At 60.2% G+C, this 24630-nt stretch carries 28 protein-coding genes and 1 pseudogene; 11 read left to right on the top strand and 18 right to left on the bottom strand.

What is annotated here, in order from left to right:
* Positions 1-76 precede the first annotated feature (76 nt).
* The 3 genes from DJ564_RS32145 to cysK all read right to left on the bottom strand — a co-directional run bounded on the left by DJ564_RS32145 (position 77) and on the right by cysK (position 2557).
* Positions 77-241 (bottom strand): hypothetical protein, encoded by a 165-nt coding sequence (locus tag DJ564_RS32145; protein WP_178082288.1) that lies wholly within the window; start codon positions 239-241, stop codon positions 77-79.
* Positions 242-421: 180 nt separating this feature from the next.
* Complete coding sequence (locus DJ564_RS08445; protein WP_109628465.1) at positions 422-1360, bottom strand: aspartyl/asparaginyl beta-hydroxylase domain-containing protein; 939 nt, start codon at positions 1358-1360, stop codon at positions 422-424.
* Between the two features lie 222 nt (positions 1361-1582).
* The gene (gene cysK / locus DJ564_RS08440; protein ID WP_109628464.1) at positions 1583-2557 is read right to left on the bottom strand and encodes a cysteine synthase A; all 975 of its coding nucleotides are present in this window, start codon (positions 2555-2557) and stop codon (positions 1583-1585) included.
* 127 nt (positions 2558-2684) lie between these two features.
* Here cysK and DJ564_RS08435 point away from each other — a divergent pair, with 127 nt between their 5' ends.
* On the top strand, positions 2685-3761 hold the full coding sequence (locus DJ564_RS08435; protein ID WP_109628463.1) for a DUF748 domain-containing protein: 1077 nt from the start codon (positions 2685-2687) through the stop codon (positions 3759-3761).
* Here the strand turns inward: DJ564_RS08435 and DJ564_RS08430 are convergent.
* Together DJ564_RS08430 and DJ564_RS08425 are read right to left on the bottom strand one after the other, a co-directional pair.
* A complete protein-coding gene (locus tag DJ564_RS08430) occupies positions 3758-4261 on the bottom strand; it encodes a DUF2442 domain-containing protein (protein WP_109628462.1) in 504 nt (167 codons plus the stop codon). The two genes, DJ564_RS08435 and DJ564_RS08430, sit on opposite strands and share 4 nt — an antisense overlap.
* Complete coding sequence (locus DJ564_RS08425; RefSeq protein WP_178082287.1) at positions 4249-4479, bottom strand: DUF4160 domain-containing protein; 231 nt, start codon at positions 4477-4479, stop codon at positions 4249-4251. The genes DJ564_RS08430 and DJ564_RS08425 overlap by 13 nt, the downstream gene beginning before the upstream one ends.
* A 202-nt stretch (positions 4480-4681) precedes the next feature.
* On the opposite strand from DJ564_RS08425, the gene DJ564_RS08420 reads away from it, so the two are divergent.
* Positions 4682-5527 (top strand): MoxR family ATPase, encoded by an 846-nt coding sequence (locus DJ564_RS08420; protein WP_010462104.1) that lies wholly within the window; start codon positions 4682-4684, stop codon positions 5525-5527.
* Positions 5528-5540: 13 nt separating this feature from the next.
* Positions 5541-6719 carry a VWA domain-containing protein gene (locus tag DJ564_RS08415; protein WP_077749161.1) on the top strand — a complete coding sequence of 393 codons (1179 nt, stop codon included), beginning with the start codon at positions 5541-5543 and terminating at the stop codon, positions 6717-6719.
* 116 nt (positions 6720-6835) lie between these two features.
* Here DJ564_RS08415 and DJ564_RS08410 read toward each other — a convergent pair whose 3' ends face one another.
* The 4 genes from DJ564_RS08410 to DJ564_RS08395 all read right to left on the bottom strand — a co-directional run bounded on the left by DJ564_RS08410 (position 6836) and on the right by DJ564_RS08395 (position 10575).
* Positions 6836-7762, bottom strand: a complete 927-nt coding sequence (locus DJ564_RS08410) for a biotin-dependent carboxyltransferase family protein (protein ID WP_109628460.1) — start codon at positions 7760-7762, stop codon at positions 6836-6838.
* Complete coding sequence (gene pxpB, locus DJ564_RS08405) at positions 7759-8463, bottom strand: 5-oxoprolinase subunit PxpB (RefSeq protein ID WP_109628459.1); 705 nt, start codon at positions 8461-8463, stop codon at positions 7759-7761. Before pxpB ends, DJ564_RS08410 begins: the two co-directional genes overlap by 4 nt.
* Complete coding sequence (locus DJ564_RS08400) at positions 8460-9212, bottom strand: 5-oxoprolinase subunit PxpA (protein ID WP_109628458.1); 753 nt, start codon at positions 9210-9212, stop codon at positions 8460-8462. The genes pxpB and DJ564_RS08400 overlap by 4 nt, the downstream gene beginning before the upstream one ends.
* A gap of 76 nt (positions 9213-9288) precedes the next feature.
* Complete coding sequence (locus DJ564_RS08395) at positions 9289-10575, bottom strand: MFS transporter (RefSeq protein ID WP_109628457.1); 1287 nt, start codon at positions 10573-10575, stop codon at positions 9289-9291.
* A 158-nt stretch (positions 10576-10733) separates the two neighbouring features.
* Between DJ564_RS08395 and DJ564_RS08390 the strand changes: the two genes are divergently transcribed.
* Positions 10734-11657, top strand: a complete 924-nt coding sequence (locus DJ564_RS08390; protein WP_109628456.1) for a LysR family transcriptional regulator — start codon at positions 10734-10736, stop codon at positions 11655-11657.
* 185 nt (positions 11658-11842) lie between these two features.
* Here the strand turns inward: DJ564_RS08390 and DJ564_RS08380 are convergent, their stop codons facing one another.
* Genes DJ564_RS08380 through DJ564_RS08370 form a run of 3 tightly spaced genes read right to left on the bottom strand, consistent with a single transcriptional unit; the run spans position 11843 to position 13699 of the window.
* The gene (locus tag DJ564_RS08380) at positions 11843-12385 is read right to left on the bottom strand and encodes a DUF2937 family protein (RefSeq protein ID WP_109628455.1); all 543 of its coding nucleotides are present in this window, start codon (positions 12383-12385) and stop codon (positions 11843-11845) included.
* Between the two features lie 13 nt (positions 12386-12398).
* On the bottom strand, positions 12399-13175 hold the full coding sequence (locus DJ564_RS08375; protein WP_109628454.1) for a class II glutamine amidotransferase: 777 nt from the start codon (positions 13173-13175) through the stop codon (positions 12399-12401).
* A gap of 26 nt (positions 13176-13201) precedes the next feature.
* Positions 13202-13699: an MFS transporter gene (locus tag DJ564_RS08370; protein WP_109628453.1), complete on the bottom strand. Its 498-nt coding sequence runs from the start codon at positions 13697-13699 to the stop codon at positions 13202-13204.
* A gap of 237 nt (positions 13700-13936) precedes the next feature.
* Here DJ564_RS08370 and DJ564_RS08365 point away from each other — a divergent pair, with 237 nt between their 5' ends.
* Complete coding sequence (locus DJ564_RS08365) at positions 13937-15991, top strand: S9 family peptidase (protein ID WP_109628452.1); 2055 nt, start codon at positions 13937-13939, stop codon at positions 15989-15991.
* A 216-nt stretch (positions 15992-16207) separates the two neighbouring features.
* On the top strand, positions 16208-16681 hold the full coding sequence (locus tag DJ564_RS08360) for a cyclic nucleotide-binding domain-containing protein (protein WP_109628451.1): 474 nt from the start codon (positions 16208-16210) through the stop codon (positions 16679-16681).
* Here the strand turns inward: DJ564_RS08360 and DJ564_RS08355 are convergent.
* Positions 16678-16968: a hypothetical protein gene (locus tag DJ564_RS08355; protein ID WP_109628450.1), complete on the bottom strand. Its 291-nt coding sequence runs from the start codon at positions 16966-16968 to the stop codon at positions 16678-16680. The genes DJ564_RS08360 and DJ564_RS08355 overlap by 4 nt on opposite strands.
* Before the next feature lie 80 nt (positions 16969-17048).
* On the opposite strand from DJ564_RS08355, the gene DJ564_RS08350 reads away from it, so the two are divergent.
* The 4 genes from DJ564_RS08350 to DJ564_RS08335 all read left to right on the top strand — a co-directional run bounded on the left by DJ564_RS08350 (position 17049) and on the right by DJ564_RS08335 (position 19308).
* Positions 17049-17735, top strand: coding sequence for a spermidine synthase (locus DJ564_RS08350; RefSeq protein WP_027925870.1), 687 nt, complete (start codon positions 17049-17051; stop codon positions 17733-17735).
* A 48-nt stretch (positions 17736-17783) separates the two neighbouring features.
* Positions 17784-18155, top strand: a complete 372-nt coding sequence (locus DJ564_RS08345; protein ID WP_010462132.1) for a YajD family HNH nuclease — start codon at positions 17784-17786, stop codon at positions 18153-18155.
* 212 nt (positions 18156-18367) lie between these two features.
* Positions 18368-18838 carry an RNA methyltransferase gene (locus DJ564_RS08340; protein WP_008153126.1) on the top strand — a complete coding sequence of 157 codons (471 nt, stop codon included), beginning with the start codon at positions 18368-18370 and terminating at the stop codon, positions 18836-18838.
* 92 nt (positions 18839-18930) lie between these two features.
* Positions 18931-19308 (top strand): DUF2892 domain-containing protein, encoded by a 378-nt coding sequence (locus DJ564_RS08335; RefSeq protein ID WP_109628449.1) that lies wholly within the window; start codon positions 18931-18933, stop codon positions 19306-19308.
* 127 nt (positions 19309-19435) lie between these two features.
* Here the strand turns inward: DJ564_RS08335 and DJ564_RS08330 are convergent, their stop codons facing one another.
* Positions 19436-20665, bottom strand: coding sequence for a hypothetical protein (locus DJ564_RS08330; protein ID WP_109628448.1), 1230 nt, complete (start codon positions 20663-20665; stop codon positions 19436-19438).
* A gap of 101 nt (positions 20666-20766) precedes the next feature.
* Positions 20767-21216 carry a YcgN family cysteine cluster protein gene (locus DJ564_RS08325; RefSeq protein WP_109628447.1) on the bottom strand — a complete coding sequence of 150 codons (450 nt, stop codon included), beginning with the start codon at positions 21214-21216 and terminating at the stop codon, positions 20767-20769.
* A gap of 277 nt (positions 21217-21493) precedes the next feature.
* On the opposite strand from DJ564_RS08325, the pseudogene DJ564_RS08320 reads away from it, so the two are divergent.
* Positions 21494-22024 (top strand): annotated as a pseudogene (locus DJ564_RS08320) (nitroreductase family protein); the annotation flags it as partial.
* Between the two features lie 24 nt (positions 22025-22048).
* Here the strand turns inward: DJ564_RS08320 and DJ564_RS08315 are convergent.
* From DJ564_RS08315 to rnd, 3 genes are all read right to left on the bottom strand, one after another.
* Positions 22049-22981, bottom strand: a complete 933-nt coding sequence (locus tag DJ564_RS08315; RefSeq protein WP_109628446.1) for a D-2-hydroxyacid dehydrogenase — start codon at positions 22979-22981, stop codon at positions 22049-22051.
* A gap of 120 nt (positions 22982-23101) precedes the next feature.
* Positions 23102-23395, bottom strand: a complete 294-nt coding sequence (locus DJ564_RS08310) for a YcgL domain-containing protein (protein ID WP_007898694.1) — start codon at positions 23393-23395, stop codon at positions 23102-23104.
* The gene (gene rnd, locus DJ564_RS08305) at positions 23392-24525 is read right to left on the bottom strand and encodes a ribonuclease D (RefSeq protein WP_109628445.1); all 1134 of its coding nucleotides are present in this window, start codon (positions 24523-24525) and stop codon (positions 23392-23394) included. The genes DJ564_RS08310 and rnd overlap by 4 nt, the downstream gene beginning before the upstream one ends.
* Positions 24526-24630: the final 105 nt, after the last annotated feature.

Genomic DNA, 24630 nt, shown 5'->3' with positions numbered 1-24630 from the left:
CAGCCGAAGCTGAAATTCAGTAGTTTTTCAGGCGAAAACTTTTTAGACGGGCATGGGAACAGCAAAAAGAAGCTGATCAGCCCGAAAAGCCAACGCCCGGCGGTGATACGACTGCGCACACCGGCGTGCTACTGACAGGTGGGGGGTAATGACTGATCTGCGCAGGCTGCTGAATCCCGCACGGCACGACGCCAGCGTTGACCGCTGAATCGACTACCGCGTTGATGAGGGAAGCTGGCATGGGCTGATCTTTTTTTGGGGCCGTGCTCGGGAGAGCAGGCGAGCGCCGACTATAACCAGCGTCGGACATGGATTGCAATGACTTGGACAAAGGGCCAATAAAGACACCTCGTCGCGGCGCATCGTTTAATTTTCCTCATAAAAAAACCGCTCATTAGGAGCGGTTTTCTATTACATCCAGTCACCCAAACAACCAATACCCCAACAACGTCAACACCACCACCGCCAGCACCGGCCGCAGCACGCGGTATGCCTTGGGGTTGCGACGCTTCCAGCGTTTGACCACGCCGCTGACTTTGTCGCTGGAGTTCTTGCTCCAGGCATACGCCTGGTTGATCCCGCCGACTCGCTCATCATCAAGATTCTGAGGCGCGGTGGCGCGACCGAGCAGGCCGCTGATCCCGCGGTTGATACGGGTCATGATGCGGTTGCTCAGCGGTCGTTCGATGTCACAGAACAGAATGACCCGGGTTTTCTCGGTTTCGTTCTTGACCCAATGCACGTAGGTCTCATCGAACATTACGTCCTCGCCATCACGCCAGGCGTATACCTGACCGTCGACGAAGATGCGGCAGTCATCGGAGTTCGGCGTCGACAGCCCCAGGTGATAACGCAGGGAACCGGCAAACGGGTCGCGGTGCGGGTTGAGGTGGCTGCCGCCCGGCAGCAACGCAAACATCGCACCTTTTACGTTGGGAATACTGCTGACCAGCGCCACGGTTTTCGGGCACAGGGTTTCAGCCGATGGCAGGGGTTTGTCGTACCACTTGAGGTAGAAACGTTTCCAGCCTTTCTTGAAAAACGAACCGAAACCGGCATCGTTGTTCTTTTCGGCGGCGCAGATGTAACCCTCGTCGAACAGGTGCATGGCTTCGTCGCGGATAACTTCCCAGTTGTCCTTGAGCACATCAAGTTCCGGGAATTTGCTGCGGTCCAGATAGGGTTTGGATGGCACGCTGGAGAACAGGTACATCAAGGCGTTGTATGGCGCAAACAGGGCCGAGTGGTTAACGAACTGGCGCAGAACCGGTAATCGCGCCTTGCCGCGCATATGCACATAGAGGGTGCTGCCCAGGAATAGCAGCAACACTGACGCTTTCGCGGCAAAGGAAAAGGTCATCTACGGCTCCTTGAGATTAGGCTCTTTGCACAACGCCATTTACCCGACGTGGCAGCCGGCCATGATAAACATTACCGGCCTCGGGAAAAACCCGCAAAACTCGACATTCAGTATTAAGGTTTGTGCAATAAAGCACTTATTAGCATAAGGTTCCTGAACGGGGGCTGACGTGAATCAGCCCTCGCACCATCCGTTAAAAAGATACCGCAGACATGACCGCTCTTACTGCTGATTCTCCTGCTCGGTAAACAGATCACTGAACAGCATGCTCGACAGGTAGCGCTCACCGGAATCCGGCAGGATCACCACGATGGTCTTGCCCTGCATTTCCGGTGTTTCGGCCAGACGCACTGCCACTGCCATCGCGGCGCCACAGGAAATACCGCACAAGATCCCTTCTTCCTGCATCAGGCGCAGGGCCATGGCCTTGGATTCTTCGTCACTGACCAACTCAACCCGATCGACGATCGACAAATCCAGATTCTTCGGAACAAAACCGGCACCGATCCCCTGGATCTTGTGCGGGCTCGGCTTGATCTCTTCACCGGCAATCGCCTGGGTAATCACAGGTGACACCACCGGCTCCACCGCCACCGAGATAATCGGTTTGCCCTGGGTATTCTTGATATACCGCGAAACACCGGTAATGGTTCCGCCTGTTCCAACGCCTGCCACCAGCACATCGACCGCGCCGTCGGTATCGTTCCAGATTTCCGGGCCGGTGGTTTTCTCGTGAATGGCCGGGTTCGCCGGGTTGTCGAACTGTGCCGGCATGAAGTACTTGGCCGGGTCGCTGGCGAGGATTTCGGCCGCCTTCTCGATTGCGCCCTTCATCCCCTTGGCCGGTTCAGTCAGGACCAGTTCGGCGCCCAGTGCCTTGAGGACCTTGCGTCGTTCGATGCTCATCGACGCCGGCATGGTCAGCATCAATTTGTAGCCACGGGCCGCGGCAACAAACGCCAGGCCAATACCGGTATTGCCCGACGTCGGTTCGATGATGGTCATGCCAGGCTTGAGTTTGCCAGAGCTTTCGGCGTCCCAGATCATGCTCGCGCCGATCCGGCACTTGACCGAATAACCCGGGTTGCGCCCTTCGATCTTGGCCAGGATGGTCACACCGCGCGGGGCAATGCGGTTGATCTGCACCAACGGCGTATTGCCGATGGAATGGGCGTTGTCAGCGTAAATACGGCTCATGGCTGGGTCCTTGTACAGCGTTGAATAAGCTCCCAAAGGTATGCCTGTTGCCTGTGGTCGTCCAGTCAGGTCGAACGTCCGGTGACCGTCGCAGTCAATGGCTTTACATCGCCAGAGATTTGCCGTCATGAAACGTCGATACAGTTGGCCCCTGTGGACCCTCGCCGGCCTCGTTGTGCTGTTGATTGCCCTGCACATCGCCCTGCCCTACCTGGTGCGCGACTACCTGAACGACAAGTTGGCCGACATGGGCGATTACCGGGGCCAGGTTACCGACGTGGACCTGGCACTGTGGCGCGGTGCTTACAAGATCAACGGACTGAAAATCGTCAAGGTCGACGGCAAGGTCCCGGTGCCGTTCGTCAATGCGCCGCTGATCGACCTTTCTGTCAGTTGGCACTCACTCTGGTCCGACCGCGCTGTAGTGGCCGAGGTGCAGTTCTTCAACCCCGAGGTGAACTTCGTCGACGGCGGCGCCAACAAACAAAACTCCCAGACCGGTCAAGGCACCGACTGGCGCGAACAACTAAGCAAACTGGCGCCGTTCACCTTTAACGAAATACGCATCTACGACGGCAAGATCAGCTTTCGAAACTTCAATTCCAAGCCCCCCGTCAACATGAACGCCACCCAGGTCAACGCCAGCCTCTACAACCTGACCAACGTGGTCGACACCGAAGGCAAGCGCGACGCCCGTTTTGAAGGCAAGGCGCTGTTGCTGGGGCACGCACCACTGGAAACAACGGCAACCTTCGATCCGTTAAGCAACTTTGAGGACTTCGAATTCCGCCTGCGGGCCAGGGACATTGAACTCAAACGCATGAACGACTTTGCCTCGGCCTACGGCAAGTTCGACTTCAATGCCGGTCACGGCGATGTGGTGATCGAAGCGCAGGCCAAGAAGGCCAAACTGACCGGCTACATCAAACCGCTGCTGAAGGACGTCGACGTCTTCAATTGGCAGCAAGACGTGGAAAACAAGGACAAAGGGCTTTTCCGCTCCATCTGGGAGGCCATTGTCGGCGGCTCCGAAACCGTGCTGAAAAACCAGGGCAAGAACCAGTTCGCGACACGCGTCGAACTGAGCGGCAACGTGCATCGACAAGATATCAGCGCGTTCCAGGCGTTTTTGCAGATTTTGCGCAATGGTTTTGTCCAGGCCTTCAATGCCCGGTATGAGAGGCCGAAGCCGGAAGCGGGTTAAGGTTTGCGCGTCACGGTGTAGCGACCGGTCTCTTCGGCTGCCCGTGCCGGGTTCGATTGCTGCTGCAGGAAGTCCCAGCCCAGACAGGCCAGCGCCAATGATCGAGGCACTGCTTCGCGGCCGCTGCTGTATCGGGTGATGCTTCGTGCACTGACACCCAGCGCCTCAGCCGCCTGATTGAGCGGTAGCCCGTTACGAGCGCGCCAGTCGATGAAGATCCGGGTGTTTTCGTCCAAGGCATTTTGCGCGAGGGCATCCAGATACAGGGTGTCGGCGCCGATCTGGATGTCCTGCTCGGGCCACTCGACGCTCCAGCCATCATCACCCGATAGTGCACGTTCGAATGCCCCAGCCTCCAGCAACGGCTGCAACCCTGGATAGGTGTGCAGGTCGCGACTCAAATCAAGGGTCAGCTGCTGACCGTCGATAAAGGTCAGCGCCAAGCGGTAATCCGGCAACGCCTGCACAGCCGACAGCCGTGGTCGTTTCATGGGTAACATCGTTTCCAGTCCTCCAGCAATTGCGCCTGATGGGCCCTGACCCACTCCAGCGCTTCCTTGATAATCAGTGGCGGCGCCTTACCGACCATCACTTCGATGGTTTCCAGGCTCAGCATCACATCGAGCCCTCCTCCTGTCAGGTGAACATGGGGCGGCGGATGATCCTTCTCGCGCAACTGAATGCGGTACGTATCGCGAAATCGGTATTTAGTAGACATGCCGGGCAAGCTATCGCCAGAATGGCGATAGCTCAATACTGGCCAGCGGCCGAGACTGAGTCAAGATGTGACGCTCCATTCAGAGACTGAATAAGTCGTCTGCGTTCACAGTCGACCGGCCTGCGCGTTATAGTCGGGTACTACAATTATTGCGCCCCGCCCTGCCTCGTTCAGGTCGGCGTTACCGTTCGAGGATTAGCAGATGAAGTTCGAAGGCACCCAGGCCTACGTCGCCACCGATGACCTGAAGCTGGCGGTCAACGCCGCCATTACCCTGGAGCGTCCACTGCTGGTCAAGGGCGAACCGGGTACCGGCAAAACCATGCTCGCCGAGCAACTGGCCGAGTCCTTCGGCGCCAAGCTGATCACCTGGCACATCAAGTCCACGACCAAGGCGCATCAGGGCCTGTACGAGTACGACGCGGTCAGCCGCCTGCGTGACTCGCAGCTGGGCACGGAAAAGGTCCACGACGTTCGCAACTACCTGAAAAAGGGCAAGCTCTGGGAAGCGTTCGAGTCTGAAGAGCGGGTGATCCTGCTGATCGACGAAATCGACAAGGCTGACATCGAGTTCCCGAACGACCTGCTGCAAGAACTCGACAAGATGGAGTTCTACGTCTACGAGATCGACGAGACCATCAAGGCCAAGAAACGCCCGATTATCATCATTACCTCCAACAACGAGAAAGAGCTGCCGGACGCTTTCCTGCGCCGCTGCTTCTTCCACTACATCGCCTTCCCGGATCGCGTGACCCTGCAAAAGATCGTCGACGTGCACTACCCGAACATCAAGAAAGACCTGGTCAGCGAAGCGCTGGACGTGTTCTTCGATGTGCGCAAGGTCCCGGGCCTGAAGAAAAAGCCATCGACCTCCGAACTGGTGGACTGGCTGAAGTTGTTGATGGCCGACAACATCGGCGAAGCGGTATTGCGCGAACGCGATCCGACCAAAGCAATTCCACCGCTGGCAGGCGCCTTGGTGAAGAACGAACAGGATGTTCAATTGCTTGAGCGCCTGGCGTTCATGAGCCGTCGCGGCACCCGCTAAGAGGCTGATCGCCATGCTGCTCAACCTGTTCAATGAAATGCGCGCAGCCAAGGTGCCGGTCTCGGTGCGCGAGCTGCTTGACCTGATCAACGCGCTGAAACAGCGCGTGACCTTCGCCGACATGGACGAGTTCTATTACTTGTCCCGGGCGATTCTGGTGAAGGACGAACGGCATTTCGACAAGTTCGACCGTGCGTTCGGCGCCTACTTCAATGGCCTGGAAAAACTCGACGATCACCTTCAGGCGTTGATTCCCGAAGACTGGCTGCGCAAGGAATTCGAGCGTTCCCTGACCGAAGAAGAACGGGCCGCGATCCAGTCCCTCGGCGGCCTGGACAAGCTGATCGAAGAGTTCAAGAAACGCCTCGAAGAACAGAAAGAACGCCACGCGGGCGGCAACAAATGGATCGGCACCGGCGGCACCAGCCCGTTTGGCTCCGGCGGTTTCAACCCGGAAGGCATTCGGGTCGGCGATGCCGGCAAGCGCCAGGGCAAAGCGGTCAAGGTGTGGGATCAGCGCGAGTACAAGAACCTCGACGACTCGGTGGAACTGGGCACGCGCAACATCAAGGTTGCCCTGCGCCGCTTGCGCAAGTTCGCCCGTCAGGGTGCGGCGGAAGAGCTGGACATCGATGGCACCATCGACCACACCGCACGCGATGCCGGCCTGCTGAATATCCAGATGCGGCCGGAGCGGCGTAACACCGTCAAGTTGCTGCTGCTGTTCGACATCGGCGGCTCGATGGACGCGCACGTGAAGATTTGCGAGGAGTTGTTCTCGGCCTGCAAGACCGAGTTCAAGCACCTGGAGTACTTCTACTTCCACAACTTCATTTATGAATCGGTGTGGAAGAACAACATGCGCCGCACATCCGAGCGAACTTCGACCCAGGACCTGCTGCACAAGTACGGTGCCGACTACAAAGTGATCTTCATTGGTGATGCTGCGATGGCGCCTTATGAAATCACCCAGGCCGGCGGCAGCGTCGAGCACTGGAACGAAGAAGCCGGTTATGTGTGGATGCAGCGGTTCATGGAGAAGTACAAGAAGGTCATCTGGATCAACCCGTATCCGAAAGATACGTGGGGCTATACGTCGTCGACCAATATTGTGCGGGACTTGATTGACGACCAGATGTATCCGCTGACGTTGCGGGGGTTGGAGGAAGGGATGCGGTTTCTGTCCAAGTAATCTCGGTTGCCTGTACTGACGCCATCGCGGGCAAGCCCGCTCCCACAGGATTGGAGGTGTTCACACATTTTGTGAACACCATTTCCCCTGTGGGAGCGGGCTTGCCCGCGATGCTTTTAGCGACCTGAAAACCGCCGCAAATATTCGACCTGTTGCCGATGCGCGACATCCTGCACCACCGGCCGCAACCGCACTTTCGCCCCCGGCAAACATTGCGCCAGCCGCGCCAACGCCAACGGCGTCAACGCCCCCAGTCGCGGATAACCACCAATGGTCTGCCGGTCATTGAGCAACACAATCGGCTGCCCATCCGGCGGCACTTGGACCGCGCCCAGCGGGATCCCCTCGGAAATCATCGGTTTGCCCTGGTACTGCAACGCCGTTCCCAGCAAGCGAATGCCCATGCGATCAGCGCGGCTGTCGAGGGTCCAGACGCTGTTGAACGCATCGAACAGACTTTGTCCGCTGAACTCACCAATCTGCGCGCCGAGGACCACATCCAGTGGCGAATCGACGTTGAAGTCCGGCCGATGTTCTGCCGGCAACTCCCGCAGCAATATCAGCGCACTCCCGCCATAGCTCAACGAAGCGTCTTTGGCCAAAGGCCGGCCCATACCATCCAGACCGCCGAGTTCTTCACGGACCACTGTCGCGCTGCTACCCAACACCTTCGGCGCATCGAACCCGCCCGGTGCCGCCAGATAAGCCCGTGCCCCGAGCAGCGGCTGAGTGAACTGCAATCGCTGGCCTTTGTTCAGCCGGAAACTGCGCCACGGCGCCAGTGCCTCGCCATTCACTTGCGCGCCCAGGTCCGCCCCGGCCAGCGCCAACACGCAATCTTCCTCGGCCACCACGCTGAAGCCGCCGAGGGTGATTTCAATCACCGGCGCATCCAGCCGATTGCCCAGCAGCCAGTTGGCCCATGACATCGAGCGCCAATCCAGCCCGCCACCCTGGGTCACGCCCAGATGCCGCACGCCGAAACGGCCGGCGTCCTGCAACAGGCACAACGGCGTACTCGCTTCAATCAGTAGACGGCTCATGCCTGGGCCTCCAATGGCGTGTCGTCACCGCCCAGGTTGATGAATTCGGCATGGCTGACCGCTTCAAAGCGCACGGTGTCGCCCGGTTGCATCAGGCTGTAGCCGTCGCGCTCGCGGTCGAACAGCTTGGCCGGCGTGCGGCCGATCAGGTTCCAGCCGCCGGGGGAAACCACCGGGTAAGCGGCGGTTTGCCGCTCGGCGATGCCGACACTGCCGGCAGCCACTTTTTTGCGCGGCGTATTCAGGCGCGGCGCGGCGAGCACTTCCTCCACCAGCCCCATGAAGGCAAACCCCGGCGCGAAACCCAAGGCGAATACCTGATACTCGCGCTCGCTGTGACGGCGGATCACCTCCTCCACCGACAAGCCGCTGCGTTGCGACAACAGGCTCAACTCCGGTCCGACGCTCAAGTCATACCAGACCGGCAGCACATGGCATTTACCACTGGTGCTCGCGTTGGGCGACAGGTCGATCAGCGCTTCGGCGATCAGTTCCCGGGCCTGAGCCGGACTCAACGCCGTCAGATCGTAATGCACCATCAACGTCGTGTACGACGGCACCAGATCGATCAGATGCCCGGCGAACGCAGTGCGCAGGTTTTCGCTGGCCGCGAGCATCCACGGCATATTGGCTTCGCTGATTTCATCAAAGAGACGCACCATCAGGCAATCCAGCGCTACCACCTCAACCCGCGGTTTCATGGTGCGCTCTGCTGATCAAGGGCTTCGCGAATCCGGCGCACGGCTGCCACCGAACTGGCGTTGTCGCCGTGGACGCAAAGGGTATTGGCCTGCAAGTGCAAGGCGCTGCCGTCGCTGGCGGTGAGGGTGTCGCCACGGGCGATGGTCAGCGCCTGCTCGATAATTCTTTCGGGATCGTGGTGCACCGCCCCCGGCAGCTGCCGCGAAACCAGCATGCCGGCACTGTCGTAGGCGCGATCGGCGAAGGCTTCGAACCACAGGGTCACGCCGTACTCATCGCCCAGTCGCTGGGCGGCGCTGTTGTCGCGCGTGGCCATCAACATAAGCGGCAAGGTCCGGTCATAGGCCGCCACGGCCTGAAGCACGGCACGCAATTGCGCCGGATTGGCCATCATGTCGTTGTACATCGCGCCATGAGGTTTGACGTAACTGACGCGCCCGCCCTGGGCCCGGCAAACGCCGTCGAGGGCACCGATCTGGTAATGCAGGATGTCCTGAAGTTCCTGGGCGGCGTAGGCCATGGAGCGTCGGCCGAAACCGACCAGGTCCTGATAGGCCGGGTGCGCGCCGATCTGTACGCCGTTGCTCAGGGCCAGGCTGACGGTCTTGCGCATGATGCTCGGGTCGCCGGCGTGGAAGCCGCAAGCGATGTTGGCGCAATCGATGAAGGGCATGACCTCGGCGTCCAGACCCATGGTCCAGTTGCCAAAACTCTCGCCGATGTCGCAGTTCAATAGCAGGCGGCTCACGGTGAACACTCCTGTAGGCATATTCTTTTTTTACTGCGGGGCAGTTGCCTGCAGATTATCAGTTGCTGGCGTTTTGTTATTGGGCGTCGAGTTGTTTGCCACGGGTTTCCGGCAGGCTCAACGCCGCAAGGATCACCACGCCGTAGGACACCGCCGCAAACGCCCCGATGCCTACGCTCAACGGCACCGTCTGACTCAACAAACCGATCAGCAGCGGGAACAATGCCGCCAAGGCACGACCGATGTTGTAGCAAAAGCCCTGCCCCGAACCGCGAATCCTGGTCGGAAACAGCTCGGTCAGAAACGCGCCCATGCCACTGAAAATCCCCGAAGCAAAGAAGCCCAGCGGGAAACCCAGCCACAGCATCACGCCGTTACTGACCGGCAATTGGGTGTAGAGCAATACGATGGTGAACGAGCCCACCGCGAACAGAATGAAGTTCCTCTTGCGACCGAGGATGTCAGTCAAATAAGCGCTGATGACGTAGCCGACGTAGGAACCGACGATCACCATCGCCAGATAACCGCCCGTGCCGAGTACGCTCAAACCGCGTTCGTTCTTCAGAAAAGTCGGCAGCCAGGAGGTGATCGCGTAGTAGCCGCCCAGAGCGCCGGTGGTCAACACCGAAGCGCGGATCGTGGTGAAGAGGATGCCGGGGGCAAAAATCTCGTAGAACTTCGCGGCATTGCCCGGTTCCTGCTTGGCCTTGGCTTCGCGGTAGATTTCCGGGTCCTTGACCAGTCGACGGACGAAAATCACGAAGATGGCCGGCACGATGCCGAGGATGAACAGCGCGCGCCAGGCATCTTCCGGCGGCAATACCGAGAACAGCAGCGCATAGAGAATCGCCGTCAGCCCCCAACCCAGCGCCCAGCCCGATTGCACCATGCCCACCGCTTTACCGCGGTCCTTGGCGCGAATCACCTCGCCCATCAGCACCGCGCCGGCAGTCCACTCACCGCCAAAACCGAAGCCCATCAGGGTGCGGCTGATCAACAGTTGTTCGTAGTTTTGCGCAAAGCCGCAGAGGAAGGTGAAGAAGGCGAACCACAGCACCGTCAGTTGTAAGGTGCGCACGCGGCCGATGCGGTCTGACAGAATCCCCGCCACCCAACCGCCGATGGCCGACGCAATCAGCGTGCTGGTATGGATCAGCCCGGCCTCGCCGGTGGTGATGCCCCACATGGCAATCAGGGTCGGCACCACGAAGCTGAGCATCTGCGTGTCCATGCCGTCCAGGCCATAGCCGATCTTGCAGCTCCAGAAGGTGCGGCGTTCCTGCTGATTGATGTTGCGGTACCAGTCGAAAGGTCCCGGGCGAGGCGTGGCTTTGGGGATGTCGAGCGTGTCGGGCGCACTCATGGCAAATCTCCGTGCAAATTTTATTGGTATTGTTCTGAGCCCCGACGACGCCTATCGTGGGAACCGGATGGCCTGATTTTTGGGCGCCCGGCCCTGTTGCGTCCAACTAATAAAACCCCGCCCTAGACATAAGAATTCTTTATCCCCGAGCAAATCCCATGAACCTGAAGTTTCTCGAGACCTTTGTCTGGGTCGCCCGACTCAAGAGTTTTCGCCTGACGGCAGACAAGCTCTTCACCACCCAGGCGTCGATTTCCAGCCGCATCGCGGTGCTCGAAGGCGAGCTCGGGGTGAAGTTGTTTTTGCGCGACTCGCGCGGAGTGAGCCTGACGCCGGAAGGCTTGAAAGTGCTCGAATACGCCGAGCAGATGATGGACACCATGCAGGCCCTCAAGCAGTCGATCGAGACGCGCTCGAGCAAGGTCGGACGCGTGCGGATCGGTGTGATGGACACGGTGATTCACACCTGGCTGAGCCCATTGGTGGCACAGATGATGGATCACTATCCGCTGGTGGAGATCGAGCTGGTGGCCGATACGGCGCTCAACCTCTGCGATCAGCTGCAAAAAGGCTTTCTCGATCTGATCCTGCAAACCGACCTGGTGCGCCAGGAAAGTGTGCGCAGCCTGGAGCTGGCAAGCCATCCGATGGGGTGGATCGTGGCCAGTAGCTCGATCTACAACCGCGAGTACTCAGACATTACCGACCTGGCTCGCGAGCGAATCATTACTTACTCGAAAAATTCACATCCTCATCAGGACATTCTGGGTCTGATGCAGGCGAACGGGGTCATGACACCCCGGCTGAACTGCGTGAATTCGGTGTCGGCGATTACCCGGTTGCTGCGCGACGGATTCGGGATTGGCGCGTTGCCGCCGGTCCTGGTGGCCGAGGAGCTGGCGCGGGGGGAATTGACCTTGCTGACTATCGATCAACAGCTGCCTAATTTGCAGGTCGTGGTGTCGTGGCGAGTGGGCGTGGAGTGGGTCGAGGAGATTGTCGCGTTGTGTCAGCAGGTGCTGGAGGGGTATGCGCGCAAGGTGGGCGAGGACTACATCTCCCTCAGCAAGCCAACCGTCTAAACCTGATACACAAACCCTGTGGCGAGGGAACTTGCTCCCGCTGGGCTGCGCAGCAGCCCCGAAACAGACACCCTCAGTGCGCCAGGCAAACCGCATTTTCCGGATTTACGACTGCTGCGCAGCCGAGCGGGAGCAAGCTCCCTCGCCACAAAAGCTCCCTCGCCACAGGGAACGCATTGGACCCCTTACAACCCGCGCACATCCCGGTCTTCAATCGGACGGCTCTGGCGCAGTCGTTTGCCGCCCAGCACCACCCAGTCAATCAGACGGAACAGGCATTCGATGCCGAAGGACAGCAGCAACGCGCCACTCATGCCCCAGATCATCGCTTCCGGTGTCAGCAGGATCTGGTAGCTGTAGCCATTCCAGGTTTCCTTGCGAATATCCGGATCAGCCGCCAGCGCCACCTGCAGGACGCGGATGTACCACGGGCCCTGCATGGCCTGGAACTGTTTATCGAGCGCCAACTGACGGGTGAGCAAGGTGCTCAGGCTCTCTGCGTCGCTGCGGAAAATCGGGTCTTCGCTGGCACGGTAATGAGCGACCAGCGCCTGCATATCGCCTTTGAAGAATTGATTGGCCGTGCCCTGGAAACCACTCAAGCCGGTCTGCGCCTCGATCAGATGCGCCTCGACCCGTTTCGCGTAATCGCTGATGAACCCCGGCACCTGGACACCGATCAACAAGCCCGCCGCAAACAACACCAGCCGTAAATAACTGAGCAACATGAGGGGTGAGTCCTTATTCGGTCTTGCCCTGGCTGACGCATTCGCCGCGTCGCCAGAGGCTCCATTGGCCCGGTTCGTAGCGGGTCCAGGTTTCGTTTTCGGTCAGGGGTTCGGTGGCGATCACCGTGACCACATCGTTGGGCGTGGTTTCGGCCTGGAAGTCGACGATCACATCGACATCCTTCAACCGCGCCGGGCCGAATGGCGCACGACGGGTGATCTGGGCCAACTTGGTCGAGCAATAGCAGAACAGCCAGTCGCCGTCGCTCAGCAGGCAATTGAACACGCCTTTGCTGCGGTATTCGGCGCAAGCGGCGACCAGGTCCGGGAGCAACGCTTCGATTTCTACCGGTTCCGGAAACGCTGCACGTACCCGGTTGAGCAGATCGCAAAACGCCGCTTCGCTGTCAGTGTCACCAACGGGGCGGTAAAAACTTTTGATCGGCTGAAAATCCGCGAGCTGGCCATTGTGGGCGAAACACCAGTTGCGGCCCCACAGTTCACGCACAAAAGGGTGCGTGTTGGACAGGCAGACCTTGCCGACGTTGGCCTGACGTATGTGCCCGATCACCACTTCGCTTTTGATCGGATAACGCTGCACCAGGTTCGCCACTTCGGACTCGCAGCTCGCCGCCGGGTCCTGAAACAGCCGCAGGCCGCGCCCCTCGTAGAAGGCGATGCCCCAACCGTCACGGTGCGGGCCGGTGCGACCACCGCGTTGCATCAGCCCGGTGAAGCTGAACACGATATCGGTCGGCACATTCGCGCTCATGCCCAATAACTCACACATGCTCGGATTCTCGCTTCAAGGCCGGGTTACAAACGCGGTTCGACCCGCAAACGCTGAGGGTTGCTCGGCACTGGCGGCCGACCGTAACGATCATCACCGGCACCGCCGAACGGATGATCGTCGTCAGGATCGTCGGCCCGGGCCGCGGCCTTGGCGGCGGCTGCCTGTTCCTTGCGAGCGTTGGAGGCGCGTTCGAGCGGGAAACGGATCAGCACGAAAACCAGGTAGATGCCGAAGGCGATCATGCCGTACATGAACAGATCGGAAACCGCTCGCCAGGCGTTATTGCCCACCTTGAACAGCAGATCGAGCGCGGTGATGGCGATGGCCGGGGCCACTTTTTCCTTCACCGGATCGATGATGGTCGGGCTGAACAGCAGCACGGCAACCAGCAGCCGCAGCGGTTCACGCAGCCAACGCCACATCCAGCGGGTGATGCGCATCCACACCAACAGGCAGCCTAAAGCGGCAAAGGCGTAGAGGCCCCAAGCGATCAGATAGTCGTTCTCGGTCATGGTGTCCATGGCAAGGCAGGCAAAGAGGCGCTTATAGTAACGACTTTTCGCCCGTCAGGCTTGCTCCAATGCCTGGCCGCTACGCCTGACTCCTGTGGGAGCGGGCTTGCTCACGAATGCGGTGTGTCAGCCAACACAGATGTTGAATGTGCAGGCCCCTTCGCGAGCAAGCCCGCTCCCACAGGGATTTGCAGCGGCATCAAGACACGCGCGCGCCCTATTCCGTACAACGTCCGAGAGTCCTTCATGCCCTTATCCGCCAACGTCACCAGCGCCCCGATTGCCCACAAGGCCGACGGCCCTGACCCGTATGCCTGGCTGCAGGAGCGCGACACCGACGCGGTGCTCGACTACCTCAAGGCTGAAAACCGCTATCAAGAGGCCCAAACCGCCGATCAGGCCGGGCTGCGCGAAACCCTGTTCGAGGAGATCAAGGACCGGATTCTCGAAACCGACCTGTCGCTGCCCTCCCCTTGGGGCCCGTTCCTGTATTACACGCGCACCACCGCCGGAGACGAATACGCCCGCCACTACCGCTGCCCGCGTCCGGCCGATGACAGCCTGCAGCTCGATGAAAGCAAGGAGCAACTGCTGCTGGACCCGAACGAACTGGCCAATGGCGGCTTCTTCTCCCTGGGCGCGTTCAGCATCAGCCCGGACCACCAGCGCCTGGCCTACAGCATCGACTCCACGGGCGATGAGATTTACACGCTGTTCGTGAAGGAATTGTCCAACGGTCGTGTCAGCGAGCTCGAATTCCAGGACTGCGACGGCAGCATGACCTGGGCCAACGACAGCCTGACGCTGTTTTTCGGCGAACTGGACGACACCCACCGTCCGCACAAACTGTTGCGCTATCGACTCGACGGCACGGCGGCCGAAGAAGTGTTCAACGAGCCGGACGGTCGCTTCTTCCTGCATTGCTACCGCTCCAGTTCCGAGCAGCAATTGCTGCTGTCGCTGGGCAGCAAGACCACCAGCGAAGTCTGGACCCTCGACGCCTCGCAGCCGCAGCAGGCCTTTACCTGCCTGGCGCCACGGGTTGAAGACCATGAATACGACGTCGATCACGGCACGCTGAACGGTGAATGGGCCTGGTTCATTCGCACCAACCGCGACGGCATCAACTTCGCCCTGTACACCGCCGTCGATACAGGCGTTGCGCCGACCGAGGCCGACTGGCAGAACCTGATCCCCCACAGCGATAGCACGATGATCGAGGGCATGAGCCTGAACGTCGGCGCGATGACCCTGAGCCTGCGGGTCGGCGGCTTGCCGGTGATTGAAGTCCATCCGCAGGACCTGCCGAGCTACCGCGTGCAACTGCCGGATGCGGCGTACAGCCTGCATGTGCAGAACAGCCTGGAATTTGTCAGCGACAGGATCCGCCTGCGTTACGAGGCTTTGAACCGTCCAGCACAGATCCGCCAGCTCGAACTGGACAGTGGCGAGCAGAAAGTCCTCAAAGAAACCCCGGTGCTCGGCCCGTTCGACGCCGATGCCTACGTCAGCCAGCGCTTGTGGGCAACGGCACCCGATGGCACACAAGTGCCGATCAGCTATGTCGTCAAACGCGAAGCACTTGGACAGCCGACGCCGCTGTATCTATACGGCTACGGCGCCTATGGCGAAAGCCTCGACCCATGGTTCTCCCACGCCCGTCTGAGTTTGCTGGATCGCGGCGTGGCGTTTGCCATCGCCCATGTGCGTGGTGGCGGCGAACTGGGCGAAGCCTGGTATCGCGCCGGCAAGCAGGAACACAAGCACAACACCTTCAGCGACTTTATTGCCTGTGCCGAGCACTTGATCGACAACGGCTTCACCACGTCAGCGCAATTGGCGATCAGTGGCGGCAGTGCCGGTGGTTTGCTGATCGGGGCGGTGCTCAATCAGCGGCCGGAGCTGTTTGGCGCGGCGATCGCTGAAGTGCCGTTCGTCGACGTGCTTAACACCATGCTCGACCCGGACCTGCCGCTGACCGTCACGGAATACGACGAGTGGGGCAATCCTGAAGAGCCGGACGTTTATGATCGGATCAAGGCCTACGCCCCGTACGAAAACGTCACCGCGCAAGCCTATCCGGCGACCCTGGTGATTGCCGGCTACAACGACAGCCGCGTGCAGTACTGGGAAGCGGCGAAGTGGGTGGCCAAATTGCGCGCGACCAAAACCGACACTAATACCCTGCTGCTCAAGACCGAACTGGGCGCCGGGCACGGCGGGATGAGCGGTCGTTATCAGGGATTGCGTGACGTAGCACTCGAATACGCATTTGTTTTCAAGGTTTTGGGGATTGCCTGAGGAACTTGGCCCGGTGCACTGGTCTTAAGACCAGACACCGGAGCCCGAGGCTGCACACCTCCCCCTGTGGGAGCGGGCTTGCCCGCGATGAGGCCCCTACATTCAACATTTATGTTGGCTGTTACATCGTCATCGCGGGCAAGCCCGCTCCCACAGGGATATGCAGTGAATCCAAATCCCGGAATAGAACAGACACAAAAAAAAGACCGTGCCGACATGTCAGAACCGACCTTACTGAACAACGAAATCCGCGACTGGCTGATGGACTGCGGCCTGTTCGATCAACTGCTGCCGGCGGACTTCGCCGCCGCCTCCGGCTACTTCAGCATCAGCACCATCCCCGAAGGCGAAGAGATTTTCCATGAGGGTGATGCCGGCAGCTTCATGTGCATCATCCACACAGGCCAGGTGTCGGTGCAGAAGACCAGCGGCGACGGGCAATTGGTGAACATGGCCACCTTGCGCAGCGGTCGCTCGTTCGGCGAAATGGCGGTGCTCGATGGCGAACGCCGTTCGGCCAGTTGCGTGGCCGCCAGTAACTGTCAGTTGCTGAACCTGGGCAAGGACTCCCTGGAAAAGATGATCAATGATGCGCCGAAAATCGCCGCCAAAATCATCCGCGCCCTCGCCGTCGCACTCTCCAAACGCCTGCGCATGGCCGACGGCCAACTGCTCTCGCAACAGGTTTAACCGCCGGGTGATTTGGTTTTCGTGTTGTTCGGTTCAATCCCCGGTACCGGTTGATCCTTGGTCGGAGGGCTGGGCATCTCGATCGGCACCAACGGCGGGCCGCCACTGCCAGGCCCGGTCCGGGGTGTGGTGGAGGGGGTTATTTGCGGATACGGCGTCGGGGTCGCGGTGCCGGGCGAACCAGGCATCGGCGCCGGGGTGATCGGTACGGGTTGCAACTGCTGGGCCTGCACTGCAGTTATCGAGAGCGCGGCCAAGGCAATGACCGTTAGAATGGTGCGCTTCATCAATGGCTCCGTTGGCCTTGTTGTCATTGGCAGGCTACTCCCAACTGCCTCTGTTTGCCTTCCCCCAATTTGAGATTTCCATGAAACGTTTCGTTCTGCTCGACACCGCCCCTATCCCTGAAAACGGCGGCGCCTTGTGCCTCTTCGAGTATGGCGAGGATTTCGTCATCAAGATCCAGGGCGGCGACGGCGGGCAGTTGATGAACACGCGCATGCACGGTTCCGAAGATGCCCTCGCCGAGATTCCGTGCCGCAAAGTGGCGGGCCGGCCGAACTCGCGGGTGCTGATCGGCGGTCTCGGCATGGGTTTCACCCTCGCCTCGGCCCTCAAGCATTTGGGCAAGACCGCTGAAGTGGTGGTCGCCGAGCTGGTGCCTGGCGTGGTGGAGTGGAATCGCGGGCCGTTGGGAGAGAAAGCCGGAAATCCGCTGCTCGACCCGCGCACTGTGATTCGCATGGAAGACGTGGCCAAAGTCCTGCAAGCCGAGCCCCAAGGTTTCGACGCGATCATGCTCGACGTCGACAACGGCCCCGAAGGCCTGACCCAGCGGGCCAACAGCTGGCTTTACTCCGCCGGTGGCCTGAGCGCCTGCGCCAAGGCCCTGCGGCCCAAAGGCGTGCTGGCGGTGTGGTCGGCCAGCGCCGACAAGCAGTTTTCCGACAAACTGAAGAAAGCCGGTTTCAAGGCCGAGGAAGTCCAGGTCTTCGCCCACGGCAACAAAGGCACGCGCCACACCATCTGGATTGCCGAGAAGCTCAAGGGCTGAGCTAAACTCACGTCATAACCGTCATTAGTCTTTTACAAAGGTGAACCCATGAGTTCGTCAACGCCGACCAATACCTCGAAGCTGGATCGCATCCTCGCCGACAACCAGCGCGACAAGGAAATGGGTTACCGCGACAAGGCCCTGAAGATGTACCCGCACGTGTGCGGCCGCTGCGCCCGTGAGTTCTCCGGCAAGCGCCTGAGCGAACTGACCGTGCACCACCGCGACCACAACCACGACAACAACCCGCAGGACGGCTCGAACTGGGAATTGTTGTGCCTGTATTGCCACGACAACGAACACTCGCGGTATACCGACCAGCAGTATTTTCACGAAGGTTCGCTGAGCACGCCGAAAATCGCCAAGGCGACGCATAACCCGTTTGCGGCGTTGGCTGGTCTGATGAAGAAAGACGACTGAAGATCTTCAGTGCCTGACCCGGCCCCATCGCTAGCAGGCTAGCTCCCACAGGGGATCTTCTGTGCACATGAGTATGTGTGAACGCCCAAGATCGAATGTGGGAGCTAGCCTGCTAGCGATAGCAATTGTTCAGACACCACCAATCTCCAAACCCGACACCCCTCCCCCAATCCCCGTATAATCGCCGTTTTTTCCCCGAAGGCACCCCGCTCGTGGCAGACAAACGGTACAGCTGCATTGGTTTGTATAACCCCAAATCACCGGAAAACGTCGGCTCGGTGATGCGCGCCGCCGGCTGCTATGGCGTGGCGTCCGTGTTCTACACCGGCAAGCGTTATGAACGCGCTGCCGACTTCGTCACCGACACCAAGCGCGTCCACTACGACATCCCGCTGATTGGCATCGACGACTTGAAAAAAATCCTGCCATTGGGCTGCGTGCCCGTCGCGGTGGAGCTGGTCGAAGGCGCTCGTTCGCTGCCGGAATACACCCATCCGGACCGCGCGCTGTACATCTTCGGCCCGGAAGACGGTTCGCTGGATAAAGAGATTCGCGACTGGTGCGAAGACGTGGTCTACATCCCGACCACTGGCTGCATGAACCTGGCCGCCACAGTCAACGTCGTGCTCTACGACCGCATGTCCAAGGGACTCAATACCCGTTCCGGGGCAAAATTCCGCTGAATCACCGCACATTCGATGGAACAAGCGGACCGCCACGGCAGTCAGCTTAACTATCTATTGTTGAAGCAGCCTTTCCTGCCTGGAGACAGATCATGAGCGAACTCAAACGCGTAGAACGCATCGAATCCACCCCGTTCCAGACCCATTCCGAGCAAAACGTTCACGGCTGGGAGCGCGTTGGCTCGCTTGCCGGTGGCGTGCTGATGGTGGGCAAGGGCCTGCGCCGCGGCGGTATTTTCGGGTTGATCCAGGTGGCGATCGGCGGTGTAGCACTGGCTCGCGGGATTACCGGGCACAGCTCGGCCAAAAGCCTGCTGGAGAAAAGCCGTCAGGACATGAACACCGTTCGGGCGAAGATCGAGCGGGCCGGGGAAGAATTGAGCAAGTTGAAGGCGAATGCCGAGGCGGCGACCAATACCGCTACGGTGACCGGGAATGATTCGTTGAAGTCGCCCAAGACCGGGGTTTGATCCGGGATTTTCGCTGAGGCTGACGGCCTCTTCGCGGGCAAGCCCGCTCCCACAGGTATTGTGTCGTCCACCCATGTTGCGATCGACACAATACCTGTGGGAGCGTGGCTTGCCCGCGATGGCGGCGCTACTGAAGCAACTCGGTATCAAGCACCTTGGAAGACCCGCCAATCACGCTGTCGGCGAGTTGAACAAATTCCTTGGTATCCACGCTCTCCAGATGCATCGCCCCGCGCAACACATCATCCAGCGACCGCTTGTTGCGCGTCTTCAAGCGAATCTCGCGATCCAGTTCCTGCAGCAACAGCACCGCTTTTGAAACCTGCGCCGGGTTCACCTGTTCGCCACGCAACGTGGTGACTTTCTGGCTGTCCTTGACCAACCTGCCATGCAAACTTTCATAGCGCTCATCACTCATGCCACCGGCGCGGCGTATCAGTTCGATCGCGTAATACTCGGCAAACCCTTCGCTGATCCAGTCGCTGCGCTGTTTGTCGTTGATCCGCCCGGAGACCTGCACCAGTTCACGCACCAACGCGCTGGAGCCGCTTTCGCTGACCAGCGGCAGGCGCGTGTTCAGATAGATCGACTCACGCGCAGCCAAGCTGCCGCGCCACATCGGGTCGTTGGCGCCGACGATCAACAGTTTGGCGGGATGACGCGGGAACACCGCTTGAACCTGCGGCCAGACAAAGGTCAGCAGCGTCAGCACGTCCATGCGACGCATGCCCTGGCCCTGAGGCGAGGCGACGGTGACTTCGGTTTCCCCAAGCCTGGTGCGACGGCTGCCGAGGTGGCCGGCGAGCATCCAGCCGGTGGGCCGGTCGAACAGACGGGAAACGTTGTCGATGCGGAATTTGTTCTTGCCGATCCGCGGCCAAGCGGTTTCGACGCTTTTCCAGCCTGTGGGCAATTCGAATTCAAGGCGTGACACCAGCTCGATGCCGTCCTGCTGATCGAGTTTGGCCGGCGGCACCAGGTCGTCGCCGCGCATCAGCGCCCAAGTCGGGGTCATGCGCGTATCGAAGCTGCCGCTCTTGCGCCCATGGCTGATGCGCACGCGGTAAGTCAGGCTGGCCTTGTCAGTGGCCGGACGCCAGACACCGCGCGCCTCTTTGCCCGGTGTGAGCTGCCATTGGCCGTCGGCCTTGAAGTCGCTGTAGTGGCTGCCGTCGCCCAGATCGAAATCCAGACTGCGCACCGCCGAGCCTTGGGCCAGCGTCAGCCGCACTTCGGCCTGATCGCTTTGCGGCAACAGGCGCACGTGGTAATCCAGATCGACCTTCTTCGCCGCCCACGCAGACGAATTCAGGGCCAAGAGCCCAATGGCCAACGCCCGCCGCAATCCCACAGCCATACACACTCCTGTTGTGGCGAGCGAACGTGCTCGCGCCGGGCTGCTTGGCGGCCCCTTTTTTTTTGTTACTGCCTGTTGGCTGCCACACATGCAGTGGGCATTCAGCCTGCCCGGAAAATCAGATGATCTTCCCAGTCGTCTTCGGCCACGCTGCCTTCGGCGAGCATGCGCCCGGACTGGGAAATACGTTCGTGGTGCACCGCATCGCGATCACCGCACACCAGGTGATGCCACAGGGGCAAGTCCTTGCCTTCGCTGACCAGACGATAGCCGCAAGTCGGCGGCAGCCATTTGAACTCGTCAGCCTTGCCCGGCGTGAGCTGGATGCAATCGGGGACGAAGTCGCGGCGGTTCGGGTAGTCGGTGCACTGGCAGGTTTTCAGGTCCAGCAGCTTGCAGGCGATGCGCGTGTAATAGACCGAGTTGTCCTCTTCATCTTCGAGCTTTTGCAGGCAGCACAGGCCACAGCCGTCGCACAGCGATTCCCACTCCTGCGGATCGAGTTGATCGAGGGTTTTGCGTATCCAGAAGGGTTCGACTTTGGCGGCCATGGTTCAGCATCAACATCAGGTGGTGAAAAGGCCGCCAGTCTAGTGCCAAGGCCCTTGCGGGCCAAGCATTGGCGACTGCCGGTATAACGGGGCTTGTCAGTTTTTGCGCCGCCACGTAGCTTTGCCAGTCGCAAGGAGCCATGCCCAAATGCCATTAACGCTTAGCCGCGTTGCATTCAGGTGAACTGCCAGGCTCTCGAAAGCCTTAGTGCTCAGCTCAACTGCGCCCGCAGGCTTTAGACGACCCTCACTTTCAGACGAAGCAAGGAAACTCTTGATGAGTGCAAATTCACGCGTTGCCGATTATGCGATCCACCCTCAGTTCACCGATCGCTGGTCGCCCCGCGCCTTCACCGGCGAAACCATTCCCGAGGAAACCTTGCTGAGCTTCTTCGAAGCCGCGCGCTGGGCGCCATCGGCCTACAACTCGCAGCCTTGGCGGTTTCTCTACGCGCGTCGCGACACGCCGAACTGGGAACGATTTCTGGGCCTGCTGAACGAATTCAACCGTGGCTGGGCACAACACGCCTCGGCGCTGGTGATCGTGATTTCCAAAACCACCTTCGCCGTCCCCGGCGCCACCGAAGAAACCCCGGCGCTGTGGCACACCTTCGACACCGGTTCGGCCTGGGGCCACCTGGCGTTGCAAGCGAGCATCAGCGGCTGGCACACCCACGGCATGGCCGGTTTCGATCAGGACCTGACCCGCAAGGAGCTGAACATTCCTGAAGGTTATGCACTGCACGCAGCGGTGGCCGTGGGCAAACTGGGCGACAAGGCAACGCTGGCCGATTACCTGCAAGCCCGCTCCCACATTTTGATTGGGGCGAATTTAATAACCGCGGCTGAAATCGACTTCCCCGCGCAATGCCTCACCCGCCTGATACGCCCGCAGGTTTTCGACAAACAGGTTCACCATCATCGATGGCGAGGTCGGTGCCGAGCTGTGGCCGGTCAGCAGCAAGCCCCAGGCGGTCCAGAACGGATGGCGCTGCGGCAGCGGCTCCTGGCGGCAGACGTCGATCACCGCGCCCGCCAGATGCCCTTCTTTCAAGGCTTCCACCAGGTCCGCGTCGACCACGGCCACGCCACGGCCGACGTTGATGAACAACCCGGTCGGCTTGAACTGCTTGAACAGCGCCGCATCGTACAAGTCGTGGGTGTTGGGTGTGTTGGGCAGCAGATTGATGACGAAATCCACTTCACCGACCAGACGCGGCAAGTCCGCCAGCGCGCCGACTTCAACAAACGGCGCCTGCTCCCGGGCTTCGCTGGCGATGCCGTACAGCTCGACGCCAAACGGCACGAGGAACTTCGCCACGGTCTGACCGATGTCACCGGTGCCGACGATCAACACCTTGCGCCCCGCCAGGCTTTGGCCCTGACGACTGTCCCACTTGCGCTCGACCTGGCTGACCAACCGCGCCAGCACTTCGCGCTCGTGGCCGAGCATGTACGTCAAAACGTATTCGGCCATGACCTGACCAAAAATCCCGACCGCACGGGTCAGGCGATAATCGCGGCGCAAACCGTCGGCCAGTAGCGGCGTGATGCCGGCCCAGGTCGATTGCAGCCATTGTGGCTGGTGGCCTTGGCGCAACAGGTTCGCCAACAGATCCGGCTGGCCCAGCCAGATCGGACAGTCGGCCGCCTGGCGGGCCAGTTCTGCGGAGTCACCGCTGGTCAGCACTTCCAGATCAGGCGCAGCCTGACGCAACAGTTGGGCGTACACAGGGTGGTCGTGTTCAGCAATCAGAACGCGCATGGTTCAAACCTTTCAAAAACAGTGCAGACGGCCGCCGACGGAGTTTCGCTCCGCCGCCCTGGCCATCGCCAAAATCATTCCAGTGTTTCACACAGACTCTGAACAGAGCCTGTCTGCCGATCACATCGGGTCGTTGCGTCGCAGCAATTCTTCCGGCAAGTGTTCGATGTATTCGTCTTCGGCCGGCGGCATTTGCAGGTGGTAGCCCTGCTTCTCAAGGTTTTCCAGGACCACGGTGATGTCCTCGCGCGACAGTTTGCGCTCGGGGGTCAGCACCAGGTCGAAAGCGTGATGAGGTTTGCCGAAGGCGGCCATCAGACTTTCCGGGACACGCTCCAGTGCATCGCTTTTGAGCACGTAGAGGTACATCTCGTTTTTCTTCAGGCTTCGGTAGATGGAGCAAATACGTTTCAAGGCTGTTCTCCGGCGGTGGCCAGGCTGTCGAGCAGCGCCTGGCCCATCAACTCGCGGCGCCAGCCACGCAGCGAATCAGGCAATTGGTAAGGACCGTTGGGATAGCCGCTCTTGAGCAACGCTTCCAGGGTTTTCTTGCGCAGCATCAGTTCCGGCGCGATGTTCAAGCGCTCGGCTTCGGCCTGGCCGATCGCACGCAGCTGTTTAACCAGGTTGGCGGCGTCCACCGGCAATGGCTCCGGCACGGCGGGCGGCCATTGGTCTGGCGACACACTGCCAGAGCGCTTGATCAGATCAAGCAGAAATTCACCGTCCTGACGCACGGTACGCGGGTGCATGTCTTCGATTTTCGCCAGCGCGCCGAGGTTGTCCGGTTGGGTGCGCGCCAACGGCCACAGCGAATGCTCACGCACGATGCGATTGCGCGGCAAATCACGGGCGCGGGCTTCGCGCTCACGCCAGGCGCACAGCTCGCGCAACACGGCGAGTTGGGCGCGGGAGAGTTTCCAGGCCAGTTTGGCGTCGCGATAGACCTCGTACGGGTCGACCTCACGGCGCAAGTTGGCCACCAGCTCGGCGCCGTCTTCCAGGACCCAGGCGTACTTGTCGTCAGACAGCTTCGGACGCAGCTGTACGAAAACTTCCGCCAGGTGCAAGGCATCTTCGGCGGCGTAGCTGATCTGGGTGTCGGACAGCGGCCGTTGCAGCCAGTCGGAACGGGTCTCGCCCTTGGGCAGGTCGATGCTGAGCACTTCCTGCACCAACCGCGAATAACCCATCGAGAAACCGAGGTTCAGGTAAGCGGCGGCCAGTTGCGTATCGAACAACGGCGCCGGCAGGCTGCCGGTCAGGCGCAGCAAGACTTCGAGGTCTTCGCTGCAGGCATGGACGACTTTGACCACGGCCGGGTTTTCCAGCAACGCGGCCAGAGGTTGCCAGTTGTCGATGGTCAGGGGGTCAATCAGGTAAGCGCGTACGCCATCGCCGATCTGCAACAGGCCTGCAATCGGATAAAAGGTGTCGACCCGCATGAATTCGGTGTCGAGGGCAACGAATGGCAGCTGCTGCCACTCGGCGCAAAACTGACCGAGGCTATCGTTGTCGCGAATCCAGTGAATATCGATGGCCACACGGCTCTCCCTTGAAGAATGGCGCGCAGTATATATCGCCCCCGGCGATTTCCGCGCATCCACTGAACAAGAGCTTTAGCGAAAAGACCTGCCAGACGGCAAGAA

The sequence above is a fragment of the Pseudomonas sp. 31-12 genome (assembly GCF_003151075.1).
Classification (GTDB): Bacteria; Pseudomonadota; Gammaproteobacteria; order Pseudomonadales; family Pseudomonadaceae; genus Aquipseudomonas.
This window is presented reverse-complemented; position numbering and strand designations above follow the sequence as displayed.